At 54.4% G+C, this 15,360-nt stretch carries 11 protein-coding genes; 3 read left to right on the top strand and 8 right to left on the bottom strand.

What is annotated here, in order from left to right; translation table 11 throughout:
* The first annotated feature begins 46 nt into the window (after positions 1-46).
* Both RSE16_07320 and RSE16_07325 read left to right on the top strand, forming a co-directional pair.
* On the top strand, positions 47-1,078 hold the full coding sequence (locus tag RSE16_07320; GenBank protein WRH77261.1) for a WYL domain-containing protein: 1,032 nt from the start codon (positions 47-49) through the stop codon (positions 1,076-1,078).
* Complete coding sequence (locus RSE16_07325; GenBank protein WRH77262.1) at positions 1,075-2,562, top strand: DUF2779 domain-containing protein; 1,488 nt, start codon at positions 1,075-1,077, stop codon at positions 2,560-2,562. Before RSE16_07320 ends, RSE16_07325 begins: the two co-directional genes overlap by 4 nt.
* Positions 2,563-3,013: 451 nt before the next feature.
* Here RSE16_07325 and RSE16_07330 read toward each other — a convergent pair whose 3' ends face one another.
* The 6 genes from RSE16_07330 to RSE16_07355 form a co-directional block, all read right to left on the bottom strand.
* Positions 3,014-4,693, bottom strand: a complete 1,680-nt coding sequence (locus RSE16_07330; GenBank protein ID WRH77263.1) for a DEAD/DEAH box helicase family protein — start codon at positions 4,691-4,693, stop codon at positions 3,014-3,016.
* A gap of 194 nt (positions 4,694-4,887) precedes the next feature.
* Positions 4,888-5,160, bottom strand: a complete 273-nt coding sequence (locus RSE16_07335; protein WRH77264.1) for a helix-turn-helix domain-containing protein — start codon at positions 5,158-5,160, stop codon at positions 4,888-4,890.
* 1 nt (position 5,161) lies between these two features.
* Entirely contained in the window at positions 5,162-5,476 is a 315-nt protein-coding gene (locus tag RSE16_07340; GenBank protein ID WRH77265.1) for a hypothetical protein, read from the bottom strand.
* Complete coding sequence (locus RSE16_07345; GenBank protein WRH77266.1) at positions 5,476-6,261, bottom strand: hypothetical protein; 786 nt, start codon at positions 6,259-6,261, stop codon at positions 5,476-5,478. The genes RSE16_07340 and RSE16_07345 overlap by 1 nt, the downstream gene beginning before the upstream one ends.
* A gap of 133 nt (positions 6,262-6,394) precedes the next feature.
* Positions 6,395-9,925: a CHAT domain-containing tetratricopeptide repeat protein gene (locus RSE16_07350; GenBank protein ID WRH77267.1), complete on the bottom strand. Its 3,531-nt coding sequence runs from the start codon at positions 9,923-9,925 to the stop codon at positions 6,395-6,397.
* Entirely contained in the window at positions 9,926-10,597 is a 672-nt protein-coding gene (locus RSE16_07355; protein ID WRH74554.1) for a hypothetical protein, read from the bottom strand.
* A gap of 51 nt (positions 10,598-10,648) precedes the next feature.
* Between RSE16_07355 and RSE16_07360 the strand changes: the two genes are divergently transcribed.
* The gene (locus RSE16_07360) at positions 10,649-12,010 is read left to right on the top strand and encodes a HAMP domain-containing sensor histidine kinase (GenBank protein ID WRH74555.1); all 1,362 of its coding nucleotides are present in this window, start codon (positions 10,649-10,651) and stop codon (positions 12,008-12,010) included.
* Here the strand turns inward: RSE16_07360 and RSE16_07365 are convergent.
* Positions 11,992-12,687 carry a response regulator transcription factor gene (locus RSE16_07365; protein WRH74556.1) on the bottom strand — a complete coding sequence of 232 codons (696 nt, stop codon included), beginning with the start codon at positions 12,685-12,687 and terminating at the stop codon, positions 11,992-11,994. The two genes, RSE16_07360 and RSE16_07365, sit on opposite strands and share 19 nt — an antisense overlap.
* A gap of 154 nt (positions 12,688-12,841) precedes the next feature.
* The gene (locus tag RSE16_07370; GenBank protein ID WRH74557.1) at positions 12,842-15,013 is read right to left on the bottom strand and encodes a caspase family protein; all 2,172 of its coding nucleotides are present in this window, start codon (positions 15,011-15,013) and stop codon (positions 12,842-12,844) included.
* Between the last annotated feature and the right edge of the window lie 347 nt (positions 15,014-15,360).

Genomic DNA, 15,360 nt, shown 5'->3' on the forward strand with positions numbered 1-15,360 from the left:
TTTATAAAAAGCACAATCGCATATCCGGCATGTAAGGCGCACACCAATGCCCTCATTTGGCATAGTTAGGTGTTACCGGAACGATGTTGGAGGGAACATGCGATACAGCCGGGCCGAACGTCTCATACAATTAGCACTAGAAATGCAGTCCACCCGTGGGGGGCTGACATTGGGTGAGATTGAAGAAAAGTTTGACGTTAGCCGTCGCACAGCGATCCGCATGCGTGACGCGGTTGTGCGGGCATTCCCTGAAGCAATAGAGGTGCCTACCGGCGACAGGACAAAAAGGTGGCGGCTTCCATCAGGCAGTGCCCAAACCTTTGCCGATCTGACGGCAGAAGATTTAGCGGCACTTGAGACGGCCGTGCAGGCCATGAGGCATGCCAATCTTGAGACGCATGCCAACGATTTGCAGATGCTTGGGTCAAAGGTGCGCAATATGCTCGCCGCCAATCGTCTGCGCCACATAGACCCCGATCTTGAAGCGCTGACTGAAGCAGAAGGTATTGCGCACAGGGCGGGGCCCCGTCCGGCCATTCCCGCCGCCTTGTTCGAGTTACTTCGAACCGCGATCAAGTCCTGCCGGTTGGTGACATTCCAATATACTGCGCGCTCGGGTGTGTCGTCGAGCCTGCGGACAGTTGCGCCGCTCGGTTTCCTTTATGGGCATCGCCATTACCTTGTGGGCAATGAGGTCGGGCAGACAAAACCGAAATTCTTCAGCCTGCCGTCAATTTCGAAAATCAAGCTACTTCAGGTCTCTTTCGAGCGTGATCCGGCTTTCGACCTGAAGGAACTCGTGTCTCAGTCCTTTGGGGTGTTTGAGGAACCTGCCCAAGATGTGGTTTGGCGGTTCTCGGCAGAAGCAGCTCCCAATGCTCGCCAATATCTCTTCCATCACAGCCAAGAGTTTCAAGATGCTCAAGGCGGCGAGTTGATCGTTCGATTTCGTGCAGGTGGTTTGCTGGAGATGGCCTGGCACCTCTTGCAATGGGGGGATCATGTTGAGGTCCTTGCGCCTGTACAGTTGAAGGAACTGATGCCCGAGGTCCGCCTGTCATGGCCTGCACTGCCATGAGTTCTGAGCCCCGAAAACACGGCCTTTCAAAATCCCGCACCACGGCTTTCGAGCAGTGTCCAAAGAAGCTCTGGCTTTCAGTGCATCGGCGCGATCTTGCTGAAACACAGGCGCAGTCAGAGCTTCGTTTTGCAGTTGGTCATAAGGTTGGCGCCATAGCCTGTGACCTTGTGCCCGGCGGCGTCATGATAGAAGCGCAGCCAGACCTTAGGGCGGCCTTGGAGCAGACTGCTGATTTGCTGGCGGCCGGCTACCGTGGTCCAATCTACGAAGCGACCTTTGTGCATGATGGGGTGCTCATCCAAGCTGACATCCTAGAACCAGTCGGCCAGAATGGCTGGCGAATGGCAGAAGTCAAAAGCTCCACAGGAGTGAAAGACTATCATTTTGGCGATCTAGCAACTCAAGTCTGGGTCTTGGAGCATTGCGGCATTGAAATTGATGATGCGGCTATCCGCCACATCGACACAGGGTTCATCTTGACCAATTTGGGAGACTATCGCGGCCTGCTGAAGGATGCGCCGCTGCTTGAAATGGTTCGCCCAATCGTTTCCATGCGAAATGAGGTGGTTGCGAATGCGCGGCAGACACTGGCTGGTTCCGAACCACAAATTGATACCGGGCCGCACTGTCTGAAGCCCTTTTCTTGCGAATTTCAGGGATATTGCAGCAAGGACATACCGCCCCCACCCGAATGGCCCATTGCTATTCTGCCGAGAATTGGCGGCCGCCTTGCTGATGAAATGGCCAAGGAGGAGATATTTGACCTCCGAGATCTGCCAGCGGAGTTTTTGAAGAAACCGCAACACCGCATTGTTCACCAAGCGACGGTAAGCGGCATTGCATATCATGACCCGGCTGGAGCAATACAGACGACAAAAGATTGGGATTTCCCTAGACACTATCTCGACTTTGAGACGATCGCGCTTCCGGTGCCTGCATGGATAGGAACCCGGCCATATGAGCAAGTCCCATTCCAGTTTTCCTGCCATGTAGAGACTGCTGACGGTGCTATAGAACACCATTCATTTCTGAGTGTGGATGGGTCTGATCCTCGGCGCAAATGCGCAGAGGCCTTAATTGCGTGTTTGGGAACGTCCGGGTCAATCATTGCCTATAACGCTAGTTTCGAGCGTAGCTGTGTAAGAGGCCTTGCGAAGGCCTGCCCAGACATCGCGGCGGAGCTTGAGGCCATTGCTTCGCGGTTTGTGGACCTTCTGCCCGTTACCCAGGCGCATTATTACCACAGAGATCAGCGGGGCAGTTGGTCAATCAAGAAGGTGCTTCCGACAATTGCGCCAGAGCTTGATTATTCCGACCTCGAGGTTGGCGATGGCGCAGCGGCCCAGCTTGTTTGGCTCGAAGCCGCGTCGCTCAATTGTAATTCGGAACGAAGAGTGGAAATTGGCTTATCCCTTCAAGCATATTGCGAGCGGGATACATGGGCGATGGTTATCCTTCTAAGGAGGCTCTTATCAGCATGAAATGAACTGACACAGTAGATGGAACTGCAGCCTGCCGGGCAGGGATACCCTGCAGGCAATTTTGCCTGTTTATTGAACCCTTGAAGTATATCGCTTTTTTAACTAGTTCGCCTGCGGTCAAAGCATTTGTTCATTCAGGCGGTCTGTGCCGCACGAGAGGTCTCCTTTCGTTGCTGATAACTTTGCGGCACAGCCCACCTGAGTGAATATGTCTGTGCCCTAGTCACAAAATTTGGCACAGTTCGTACCGGCGATGCGCTTCGTAAATTTCTGCGGCGAAGTTTCGTAATTTTGCGGCCGAACTCTGTGTGCATTCAATTACGGATGCCTTCGCAAGCATGCACACTAATCTCGACTGATGAAGCGCCAGATCTCACGTTCTGGGCGAATACATTTCTTGGACAGGGCCACCTCACGATTTCATTGGCCCATCTTCGGCATGATGTTTGCCTCACGCCTCTCCTCTTGCGCGCTCTGCTATCATGAGGAACCTAGCGAGGCTCTCGTCGGGAAGCTGCCGATAGATACGAATAAGTGTGCTATCTCCTGAGTTAAGCACATCTCGGCGGATAGGACCGGCCATCATCTCACCGGCGGCCACCTCGGCTTCGTCGAGCTCCATGCCGCGAACAATGGCACCCGTCCGAAGTGCTTCATCGAGGGTGAGCGAGAAGGATGAACCGAAAGAGGTGCCACATGCGTGACAGCTTGTCGCCGCTACCGGGTTGAGGGCGTCGCAATCACTGCATCCCTTGAACTGGGGCCCACCGCGGTCTGGAAACTCATGGCCGCAGCATTCGCACTCCTTAGCCTTGACGTCACACTCGGTGTGACAGGCGGGGCACTTCCGTGTGGCGGGTGTCCCCGTGTCCTTGCGCTTGCCGGGCGACATTTCGAGCTCAATTCGACGTGCGTAAGCCTCAAATGTCTCGGTGCAGGGCATCACTACATAGGCACGGGTATCATCGTCGTGGCCTTGCGTGCGCACGACGCGTCCAATGGCCTGACGGAAGGCTAGCTCAGTCAGCGCATTGGGCAAGTGGACCAGAACGCGGAGGCGCTTGATATCGACGCCTTCCGAAATCATCGCGACCGATACAATCCAGCGCTTGTCAGTGTTGCGAAATGCCTTGATGCGTGCATCCGGATTATTCATCTGGCTGTGAACAATCATGGGTACCTCGCCCTCGATTGCTGCGAGAAGCTTAGCCATATACTCAGCCATCTTGATATCAGGAGCGATGACCAGTCCGCCTGCTTCGGGCATGCGGAGACGAAGATCGTCCAGTTTTCTGCTGCCCCACTCCAGCATGGTTGCCTGATAGCCTGATATCAACGGTGTTACGCCATCAGCCTGATACTGGGGCGTGCAGGCGAGACGATAGAAATCTAGGGCGTTCTGGAGCCCGGGGATGCCCCTGAGTTCCCTAGTCAGCTCAGCGGGTTTGTGGCTGTCGACCTCGACACTCTCGCCGCCGTCTAGGTCCACGGTGAAGCGGCCCTCGTGCTTGTGAAAGGTAACTGGTCGGCAGTAGCCAAGGTCAACGGCCTCGCCATAGGTGAGTGTGTAAGTGCCCCCCTCAGGATGATCTATCGCTCCGGCATCGTCATATGCTAACCAGACCGAACGCTCTCCGTCGGACCGGATCGGTGTGCCGGTGAGCACCAGAACATGTTTTGCCTGGACAAAGGCACTGTCAGCGCTGTTTCCCCATGCAGCTTCGACTGCTGCATGGTGGTGCTCATCGCAGATCACAAGCGTCCTTGACGAATTACAAATGGCCTGCAGGCCATCCTGCAATCCCTGGACGGCAGCCCATGTCGAGCAGACATCGATCCCAAGGGCATCGATATCCCCATCAGATCCGGTAACCTTGCTCATGAAGCGGCCAGTAACCCGCTGAAAATCAGCTGACCATTGGTTCACCACTTCAGCGCGCGGCGCGATGACTACCACACGATCGATCTCGTCGCGGGTGATCAGCTCGCGCGCGATCACACAGGCAGCAATGGTCTTGCCTGCACCGGGTGCGGCATTGATGATGAAATGGCGGTCGCCTTGGCTCGAGAGCAACCAGGTGAGAGCCTTGTTGAGGGCTTCGACCTGCCAATTACGGAGTTTGACGGTCATCGACTTATTGCCTTTCTTGAGGTTGCAGTTCGGGCACAAAGCTTGCCCGTTCGCAGTGATGGTCTTGCCTCCCTTCGAGAAAGGCAGAATGTGATCGGCATGGAAGTTATGAGTGAGCCTGCAGCCACACGCCTGGCATCGACCGCCAGAGACAAGTGCGAGAATCTTTCGTTGTCGTTTGCTGAAACATCGCCTCACTTACTCATCCAGTATTCGGTGAGCTGTATCTCGCGCACCGGCAGGTTTTTGGGTGGTTCAAGGACAGCGTATTCATTTACGCGTTTGACGGCGGCGGCGAACGAGATGGACCGGGATTCAATGATCCACCCTTCCTTGCGCATCTCGCTGATGGCATCGGTTAGGTTCGATACGCCGAAAAGGATAAGCGCTTCCAAACGAGTGATGGGCTTCCCACTATGGAGGTGCTCTTTGACACCAAGCGTAATTCCAAAACGATTGTTTTTCATGTCACCAACTCCACTGGATCTGCTTCAGGGCGTTTGATTCCTGATAAAGTCCCGCATCGTCGTCATAGCTTTCAGCCACAAAGTCCCTTTCATATTTCATTATTTGCCACTGTCCGGAGTTCAGCACCTTGTCCACTGGCTGCTCATAGAATGCCGCTCGCTGCTCCCTGAACTGATCTGACAGTCCATGATCGAGACCATCCGCGACTTCGATGAGGTGGCTTGCCAGTCTCAAGGCCTCGTAGGCAGTGATTGCTGGCCCGAGGGAGCCCGTTATCTCTGCAAAGAGCCCCCTGACGCGTGCAGGGCGGTTCATCAGAAGACACTCTTGCTGTAATCGTAGAGACGGGTGACTGAGCATTCCCCGTCATCGATCAGTTCACCCACGCTGTTGGAAAGGGCCCACCAGACGCTTCCACCCGTTCGGTAATCTGCAGCTATCCAGCGGTCATGAAATTTTCTGTCGCTGTCGGAAGACATTTCGATAATCTCGAGTGGTATCCTCCGGCCAATCTTGTTGTTCCATAACTGCCGGAATTCCATCGCGGGAACTGCCCGATTTTCCGGATACTCCCGGCCCACGCTATTTGCATCGTAAGCCTCGATTCTTACGGAACTTACCGAGGCGCAAGCCTTCATGATCGTTCCAATGAGAGCGAAGGTTTGGTTCCGCCTCAAACTGCCGGCAAGCGCATATCTGTCCCGGATGACTAGGCAGCCCATTTCCTCGGCCCAGACAGCATCTTCGAAGATACTGAACTCCCTTGGTTGACTGGCTTCGAATGACACGAAGCTATCCACCATGAGATTGGCCTGATGAGGATTAAAGCTACTCTTACCTGCCGGGCAGGTAGGCTGATCCTTGGCCCCTTTTTTTATGGGCGGAAGAATAAGAGTGTCGGTAGCGTTGATCGAGTGTGCCAGTGCCGATGTCTGAAACATCAGTGACCAGGACCCCGCAGCAGGCTCAATATGGTTGCAGCCTTGGATCATGTCCGCACTGTGTGCGCCAGCTTCACCTTCAGGGTTCCCAATCAGCACCGGCAAGAAGGGGGCGCGGCTAGTTTTCCACTGCGATGCACCGCAATCCAAATATCCCATTATCAGTCTCCATACTTTAGAAGTTTGCTGTGGAGCTGATGGATATTGTCAGGTGTGTGTGGTTGGAACTTACCGATGCAGTAAGGGGTAATTCAGGCTTACTGAGGTGGCTGTGTCGAGGCCAATCGTGTTGTCATCTTCCGTCGCCGAGGATGGAGAAGGGAGCCCATGCGGAGGGGTGAGCGAACCGCGGGTCGGGTGAAAGGCGGACGTCTTGCATAGCTGTCTGGAGCGCTTGCGCCCGCGACATGCCTGTAGCCGAGTAGTTGATGGTGCTGGTCGTGATCCTAGCTGCGACGTCATCATAGACTGGCCAGTGACTTACCAGCAGGGTTGAGGCGCCTGCATAGAAGAACGATCGAGCAAGCCCTGACAGTCCTGCCTCGCCATCCTTTCCTGATGCAGCAGCCGTGCTGCATGCAGACAGGATGACCCAGTCTGTATTGGTGAGATCGAGGCCGATCACTTCCGATGATGAGAGATATCCATCGTCTGCAGATGTAGCCTCGTCCGGAGGCGTGAACACAAGGCCCGGCTCTGCAAGCGTGCCGCTCTGAACTGCAGTCAGACCATGTGTGGCAAGGTGCAGTATGCCGACACCGGTGAGGTTGCTGGTTCTTATGGAGCTTTCGGTCATCTGCTCTGCCAGACGCAGGGATGATGCAGGCGCTTTAAGGCTCAGGCGTACCCCTTCAAGCTCCGTTGCAGTGCCGGGCAGACGGGCAAGGCGGCGCAGCCGTTCCGGGTCCATCAGAAGCGCGCCATTGTCTGTCACGCCGGCACCCGTAAGGCTGTTCACGTCGACCGCAGGCAGTGAATCGGTTCTCGAACCTCTCTCAAAGGGCTTGCCGCCAAGAAGCGGATCACCGAACCCTGCAAAGCCGTTACTGGCGAGCGCCCCGATTGCCGGCCGGTTGTAGGTGCGCAAATAGGCGAGCGACTGCAGAGAGGGCAGCTGGACGATCGGCCATGCGTCAGCAAGCCATGCAGTATTGCGTAGGACGTCAGGATCAGCATCCTCCTCGCCCTCCATCGGCTCCTTGGTCACAAGGACACCAAAGGGTAACGAAGCCAAGGCTCCATCGGTGACAATGTAAACCTGTGAACTGCCATTCAGCAGTTCCGCCGCCGGCTTGATCAGGGCCGCATAAAGATCATGGGCACTCTTGCGGTCGAACGAGGGCATGGCGCCTGCCCCGGGCAAGGACATGTCCGGGCCGCGTGCGCCGGAAGTACCGGCCGGATCGAGGTCACTCCGAAGCCGGCTCACCAGTCTTTCAATATGATCGCGATTGAGTTCCGAGCGTTTCCAGGCGATGCCCTTTTCGGTAAGGACGATAACATGGGTGCCGAACGAGGTTGGCGCAATGAGGAGGATGGCCTCGCCCTTCTTCAACAGCCTTCTCGCCTCCAGAATGCGCAGGGGCGCTTGTTGCAGGATGGAGAAGTACCGCGGTGCCTGCTTTTCGAGCACGCTGTCGATGGCACGGATCTCGTTGCTGATCTCCTTCATCCTCTCGCCAAGAACTTCTCTTCTGGCTACATCTCTTTGACTGGTCGAACCCATAGCCTCAAGCGACTGTTTCTCGCTCGCCAGCCATTGACCGACCAAGTCACGCCGCCTTCTCGCTGCCTCCTCGACGCCTGAAGCCGCGGCATGGCGCAGGGCGGCACTGCTGGCTACAGCATCGGAGACAGTTCCGCTCGAGCCTCTCTGCAAAGCCTGAAAAACCTCCTCGACCGAGCTACCTGAAGAAGCTTTTCCCCGAGAAGATACCCACAGCGCATCAGCAAACAGATGGGACGAACGATCAAGCTTGATACGCTCTCGTCGCGCTTGATCTTCGCCGTGTGCCCCCAACCCTTCCAGTTCCGCGATACGCCCGATTTTCGCTTCATAAACCTCTCGTGCATACACAAGTGCCTCAGGCGAACCGTCAGGCTGCATAAGCAGAGACATGGTAAGTAAGTTCTTCGCCTCAAGCGTATTCGGATGATTTTCTCCCCAAGCCGGGCGGATAATCTCTAAAGTCTGCTTCTGGATGTCGAGAGCCTGAGGGGAAGCCTCGTAGATCGACAAAAGGGCGGCAAAACCATTTATGGAAAGTATTGTTGTTGGATGCCCTTCTCCAAGAACCTTGCGTGATTGCGCAACGACCTGCTGTTGGATTTCAAGCGCATCATCGAAGCGTCGAAGATTGATCAAAATAGCGGCAATGCCTTCCAAGGCGCTAATTGTATCTGGATGCTCTTCTCCGAGAACCTTGCGGCGCAGTTCAAGGACCTGTTTCTGCAACTCAAGAGCCTGAGCCGGATGCCCCTTTTGGGACAAGTTAATCGCAAGGCTTTCCTGGACCTCGAGCGTTTTCGGATGAGCCTCCCCCAGAAGCTTCTGGCACATTTCAAGTGTCTGTTTCTGCAGCTCAAGGGCCTCATCTGAACGTCCCAGTTTGGATAAAGCCTTCGCAAGTTCGTTCATTAAATGCAGGCTCGTCGGATGGCCCGGCCCATCAAACCTGCTGGAAAGTTCGAGAGCCTGCTTATAAAGCTCAAAAGACTCCTCGGCACGCCCAGCCACATTCAGCATTATGGCTAGCACCCCGATGATTGCGGGTCTGTTTCGGCTGTCTTCGCCGTTGAATTCAACGACCTCTCTCTGAAGCTCTAGAGCCTCCGCGTAACGCCCAATTTTGAACAGACTTAGAGCAAGGTTCTGCATGGCCACGATTGTACTCACCGCCGCCTCACCGTCGACCTTTCGCGATAGTTCGAGAACCCGCCTTTGGATTCCGAGCGCCTCGTCATAACGCCCAACACTCAATAGCGAGAGACCAAGCGCGGCCATGGGGAATAATGTATCAGGATGCTCATCCCCGTTGACCCTCCGGCTTACTTCAACGACCTGCTCTTGAATTTCGAGCCCCTCAGCATAAAGACCGAGTTCGGCTAGATAGATGCCAAGGAAAGACATTGCGAATAAGGTATCAGGATGATCCACGCCATTGACCTTGCGATGCCAGGTCACGACCTTCCTCTGAACATCAAGGGCCTCAGCGTAATGCCCAAGAGAATTCTGAATTCTACCAATAGCTTCCATCGCCTCTATAGTATCTGAGTGCTCATCACCCAGAACCCTTCGGCTTAAATCGAGGGCCTGCCTAGCAATATCGAGCGCTTCTTCATGTCGGCCCCCGTTAGAAAGAAAGTCCGCAAGCCTCTGCATGGCACGAGCTGTCACCAGACTTTGACCGCCTTCCGATGTCTTGATCATTTCGTAAGCCTGATGCGCAGCCTCAATCGCTTCATCAGGCCTCCGCTGGAGGCTGTAAGCATCGGCAAGCCGGAGATAGGCTATCGCCAATATAAAATAATTCCGACTTTGATATGATTGCTGTTTTGCAATCATATATTTTGCCAATTTTTCTAGTTTTTCTCCATCCCGTGCCGCTTCAGCGTTATTGGCATCCACTATCCAGCCCTGATACTCATTGTCATCGTCGAGAGGATTGGTGACCTCATTCGCCTCAATTCCCGATGCAGGGTTCGTCTGCTCTGCGGAGGCCGTGGCAGGCATGATGAATGCGCACATGAACGCAACAATGCAGAACGATGATATCTTAGCATTGGATATCAAGTTAAGAGGATATCGAAAAATATCAGCCACCTAGTTTGCTGCCACCCTGACTGGTCCTCGACCTGACTTTCGTTCGGCCGAAATCCGGAATTTCCCCTTTCGTCTCGGTACCCAGCGGCAATAGGCTGATTTGCTGGTCCAGCCTGTCTGACAGACAGGCGCACCGCTATCGTCCGAAACAATTATCCGGACTTCTCCATTTGCAGGTCGCAGATGGATGATTGCAGGTTGCCCTCCTTCATACTCGAGGTCTTTTCCCGAACTTGGCGCCGGGGCTATTTGCAGGTCTACTGGGCTGGACCCGACCAACCACTTGCCCGAGCGATGCCTGCGAGCCTCCAACTCAGCCTTTAATGCCTTTCTGTTTCCGATGACAGCAAGAGCATCTGCCCAGAACGTTTCAGGATAAACAGACACAAAGCGGCCCGTCTGCATGCCATCAGCCAGGCTCCCAAGCTCCTGATAGATGCCAGCAGCTGTAATGAAACCGTAGGGATCATTGTTGTCCTTGGCGTGGATGTAGATCTGGTCTGCAAGGGCCATGCGATCAACGCGCTCCTCGGCTCCCGGACTGGAAACGGTGGCTATTGCATCTCCGGTGTTACCGGATGTGTTGCCGGTTTCCTGAGCGCGGGCAGCGCTGCAGACAAATGCTGTCACGAAGATCAGGCACAGTGCATTGAACCATGTCATCAATACCATTCTCCTAGTGCTCTCGGCATTGCCCGCAATTGATGATAGTCTCTTTTAGACATGAAACCAAGATTCGGATTTTTTTCAATATTGCTCTCACCCGGATATTTTCTCTGGGTTGCCAATATTGTATTGGTTGTTGGTCTCTCGGCCCTTGGCTTCATAGCCTACTCAAGCCTTTCAGCCGATGCTCTGAGTAGGGCACGCTACGAAGCTTTCCGGGAGGTGGAGCAGCAAAGCTATATGGAGGATGCGGCCCGTTGCGAATTGCTTAAGTGGCGAGCCGAAGGGTTTACCCGAAATGCGAACAATAGCTTTTTTGTCATCGCCAGCGACAACGAAGCAGCCCGATTGATCAGCGAAGGACCTAATCCCGCCAGGTCTGAAGCTGTCCGCGTGCTCTCGTTCGATCGACAACCTGTGGTGGGTGCGTGGTGGTCTGGCGCGGATTGTGGCTGGTATTTCACAGGCTTTTACGTCGATACTTTCGAACGGCCAGTCTGGATTGCGCTGCGGTTCATTCTGCTGATTGGTGCGATTGCGGTCTTGGCCAATCTATTTATCGGTATTTTTGCACAGCGTCTGCTGAGAAGGGATCTTGTTGCAGTTCTGAACGATTGCCAGGCCATTGAAGAAGGCAATCTAGAGCACCCTGTGGCTTCGGATCTCACTTCTGCCGAGCTGTCTTCGATTGCAGCCCGGATCAATTCTATGACCGGCAGTATCAGGCACCTTGTTCTCAACCTCAGAACCATCTCCGTCACGCTGACGCACGATCTGCGCAATTACATAAACCACGCCCGGATAAGGCTTCGCTATGTAGCGAAGGATCTTGATGGCAAAGATGCAGATGAAATTGCTGCGGCCCTCTCTGCGCTCCAGAGGTTGGATGCCCTAGCTGTTCAGATTTCGAAAATTTCTGCAAATCCGGGAGGTTCCCTTGCTCTTTCTGTCACACCGCTTGATGCGGTTGCAAAGAGGGCTGTTGCCCTCTTCTCAGACAGCTTCGAGGATGCCGGAATCAGCCTTGAAACTGACCTTCGGGCATCAGCAGCCCGCATAAGCGAGCCTCTCGTCACGGAGGTTGTTGCCAATCTTCTTGGAAACACGATCAAGTATGGAGGCGAGGGAAAACGGGTTGCTGTCAGGACCTTTACAGAAGATGGCATGGCGGTCATCGAGGTCGCAGATTTCGGACGCGGCATCCCGGATAATGAGAGGGAGGCAATATTCAGGTTGGATCGTCGTCTGACGGAAGATGATGATGTGGAAGGAAATGGTTTCGGCCTCGCAATCGCGTCTCTTTTCACATTGATGAACAATGGCAGTATTTTGGTACGACAAAGCCGCGATGACGACGTCCTGCCCGGGGCTACTTTCCGGATCGAGTTTCCCTCAGCTTATCATACTTCGAGTGAATAACCGCCATCGACAGAATTGATGGTTATGGCTGCCCCTGCCTTGTCGATCTTCCGGCGCAGCCTCGAGAGGTTTGTCTGGATAGTTTGCTTCTGGGGGTCGATGCCCTGAAATTCGGGCCAGGCCTCCTTCCAGATCTGCTGATAACTTGCAGTACCCGGAGATGCTTCGGCGATGCATAGCAGGAGGGCAAACTGTTGTGGTTCAAGGTCAAGATCCTTTTCCATCCACATCGCGGTCCGCGCCGTTCTGTGTAATTCAAGGAAACCAATCCTCAATATCCGAGGGTGACCGTCGGCTGCCGACCGGCGGATTAGGTTTTGGATTTGGGCCTTGAGAACCATCGGTTCGAAATCCTTGCCCTCGTAGGCATCGGCCCCGGATGACCATCCCTCGATCTGATGGTCTGCCGAGTTCAGATTTGTGAGCATGAGAGCAGGCGTCCTGACGTCTTTTTCGCGCAGGGCGCTGACGAGGCCAAGTCCGTCACCTCCAATAACATTGCGATCCAATATCAGGCAGTCGAACTGTGTGCCGAGCGCAAGCGCCAGAGCTGCGTCATAGGTTCGAGTATGAACGACTTCTGCCTCGGGCATGACCTCGCGGAGTGATCCGATAACATGATCAGCCATGAACTGTTCGTCTTCAAGCAGGAGGAGTTGCAAAGTTGGGTTTTCCATACTTTTGATGTTTGTTGTGGAGTTGATGAATATTGTCAGCTGTGTGTGGTTGGAACTTACCGATGCAGTAAGGGGTAATTCATGATCCCTAAGGTTGTTGTGTGGGTGCCTCGTGTGTTGTCATATGTCGTCGCCGATGAAGTCCAACTTCGCGTCATTCGCGAGGTCCAAAAAGGAGTGGCAGCGAAATGAGTTGGGTTGAACCGACTTCCATCTGGCCGCCGCCCCTCAAGGCAGGAATGGCTATCTCTGACAACAGTCCTTCAAGAGTTTCTGTGGCATATTGGCCGTCAGCTGTTCGGAAAGTTTCATCATTCGTCGAACGCGCAAGCCATGCATAGTCCCTCACGGGATCCGACGCAGACCGGATCGCCGCAATGAGCATGATGTTCTCGCTGCCGAAAGGGTAGGGTATCCCCCCTTGCCTCGCTCTGATCGACCGCTGCCTTGCGATCAACTTGTCTCCGGCCTGGAGCCGGATGTTTTGCCCCGCAGACAGCATGCTCGCGATTGTTCCATCAGCGCCGATATAAAGCGCCGTAATATCAGCGGCGATATCGGGGTCCGCCTTGCCAGACATCGAAACGTTTATCTCCAGCTGGTCACAGTTGCTGACTGCAAGAACGCCGGGGACGGCTTGCGAAGAAGTTGTGTCGAAGAAAATTTGCCGTTCGGCGTCGGCTTGCCATTTTCCGCAGGGCCGCTCGTCACTCTGGGCAAGTTTCTGGATTGTGCCGCTGACAATGAGGCCACTGGCATCAAGTGCCGAGGTATTAAGCGAAAGGATACGGATAAGCTGGACCGCGCGTGACTGCCGCGCAACAACCCTAACAAGGCCGTCGAGACAAATGTCAGCCGGGCATTTGATCGAGACAACGCCATCCCCGGGCATGTCAGGTCCATCATTGGTTCTGAAGACGCGAACTTCGTCCCGCAAAGAAACAATCGTGAGGTCTGAAAGATGTTTCTTGTCGACAAGGCGAAGATGATGTCGGTCCTCGGGCGGACCGAGATTAAGCCGCTCCCGGATCTTTTCACGTAATAGCTCGTTATTGCCCTGATCGATGAATACTCGCACCGTGAGACCGGTCGGAGTTCCTGTCAATTCACCCGTCAGGCCCGAACGCGTGTCCGGGTTGAATGGCTCTGGTTCAACCGGTTCAAGAAAGGAGCGGCTGAGCATGGTTTCCGAAACCCGGAACTTGCGGGCAGGGCTATCACCAGCGCTCCCAACAACCTTTATCAGGTCACCTTCCTTGAGCAGGTCAAGGCTCCCGGCTTCCAGCATAATGGCATTACCCGAAATTGTAATCGGCCACCGTTTGCGTTGAATAACTGGGCTCCCAAGAATGCCCTTTTCCATGTTCCCTGAGAACTGGGGAAGCAATGTCGCTGGCTTCCGCTGCAGTCCATAGACCAGACTGGTCAGGCGGGCGAGTTCGCGATAACTGGAAACGCCCTCTTTCCGCATTGCTGCGTTGAGTGCGAAAGTGAGAAGCGAATAAGATTGCCCTGAAGGCTCTCCTCCATCCCACCAGATATCTGCAAATGCAGACTGGTTTGCAGGCGCTGCATAAAAGGCGGTTATGGCGCCGCCGACTTCTTCCATTGGCAATGCGGAGGAGGAGTGCGCGAAAGGAACCTTGATCGTTGACGGAATTCCCAGCGTTTCAGGCGAGATAGACTTGGCCTGCCTGCTGCCAGCCGATACGCCACGCATGAGCGTTCCGGAGTTACAGCTGTCCATCACAAGCCAGACGTTTGCGCCCCTTGATCTTATCCTGTCGAGCATCAACCCCAGCTCATCATCAGTTATGGCGTTGATGATGCTGCCTGTTTCAGAAGACCATATTCCAGCATCTACCGGCAGTATCACCTCATCCCAGCCATCAGCCTCATCACTGCGTGGATCATCGGGTTTCTGATCCGGTTGCTGACTGCCATGCCCGGTGAAATAGACGAGGACGTCATCCCCCGCTTTCGAAGCCTCAGCGAGACTTGCCATTGCAGCGAGTATATTTGCTCTTGTTGCGCGTCCCGAACGCCGACCGTTGACCTGTCGGTCTGAGTGACTGTCCGCAAGAATGATGACCTTGCTTTCAGAAATGGCCAGCTGACGGGACAGGCTGACCATAAGCTGCAGGTCGTTTGGGACAGCTTCAAGATCCTCGATTGCAGGGTTGTCATAGGAACCGGCAGCAACCAGCAAAGCCCTTTTTTCTGCAAGGGCAGGAGAGGCGAGAAACAAGCCAAGGACTAGAGCAACAAGCCATTTGTGCGAAGTGGCTAACAGCCCCGCGCGGGTTAAGGTCAGCAATCCCGTCATTGATTTAAATTGGTTCCTCTTCGAACAGTCTGTTTTGAGCTGCATGCAGCATTAGTCAGGTCTCCCGGATCAGAGCCTCACATCTTCTGTGTCGAGGACCTCGAGATCAAGAACGAAATTATCTTACGCCCCCCGCGGCCTCCTTCAGAACGCAAAGAATCTGATCTTCTGTAAACCTCGCTTGCTTCATCGTCTGTCCTTCCTTCAGGCCAGAGACTAATCAATTCCTTAGGAAAATCAGGGGATCATGGCACCCACCTTGCCCTTCAGCGACCCTGAATGCAATGTGACTACAATGCCGGCAGCTATCGGCCCGAAACACACAAGAATATGGCCAGCCTAAAAAC

Origin of the sequence: Sphingobium sp. (genome assembly GCA_035196065.1) — a bacterium.
GTDB lineage: Bacteria > Pseudomonadota > Alphaproteobacteria > Sphingomonadales > Sphingomonadaceae > Sphingorhabdus_B > Sphingorhabdus_B rara.

What these genes read in the sequence shown, in the direction of transcription:
- RSE16_07320 (WRH77261.1), top strand. Translation starts at nt 47, where the DNA reads ATGCCCTCATTTGGCATAGTTAGGTGTTACCGGAACGATGTTGGAGGG.
- RSE16_07325 (WRH77262.1), top strand. Translation starts at nt 1,075, where the DNA reads ATGAGTTCTGAGCCCCGAAAACACGGCCTTTCAAAATCCCGCACCACG.
- RSE16_07330 (WRH77263.1), bottom strand. Translation starts at nt 4,693, where the DNA reads ATGACCGTCAAACTCCGTAATTGGCAGGTCGAAGCCCTCAACAAGGCT.
- RSE16_07335 (WRH77264.1), bottom strand. Translation starts at nt 5,160, where the DNA reads ATGAAAAACAATCGTTTTGGAATTACGCTTGGTGTCAAAGAGCACCTC.
- RSE16_07340 (WRH77265.1), bottom strand. Translation starts at nt 5,476, where the DNA reads ATGAACCGCCCTGCACGCGTCAGGGGGCTCTTTGCAGAGATAACGGGC.
- RSE16_07345 (WRH77266.1), bottom strand. Translation starts at nt 6,261, where the DNA reads ATGGGATATTTGGATTGCGGTGCATCGCAGTGGAAAACTAGCCGCGCC.
- RSE16_07355 (WRH74554.1), bottom strand. Translation starts at nt 10,597, where the DNA reads ATGGTATTGATGACATGGTTCAATGCACTGTGCCTGATCTTCGTGACA.
- RSE16_07360 (WRH74555.1), top strand. Translation starts at nt 10,649, where the DNA reads ATGAAACCAAGATTCGGATTTTTTTCAATATTGCTCTCACCCGGATAT.
- RSE16_07365 (WRH74556.1), bottom strand. Translation starts at nt 12,687, where the DNA reads ATGGAAAACCCAACTTTGCAACTCCTCCTGCTTGAAGACGAACAGTTC.
- RSE16_07370 (WRH74557.1), bottom strand. Translation starts at nt 15,013, where the DNA reads ATGACGGGATTGCTGACCTTAACCCGCGCGGGGCTGTTAGCCACTTCG.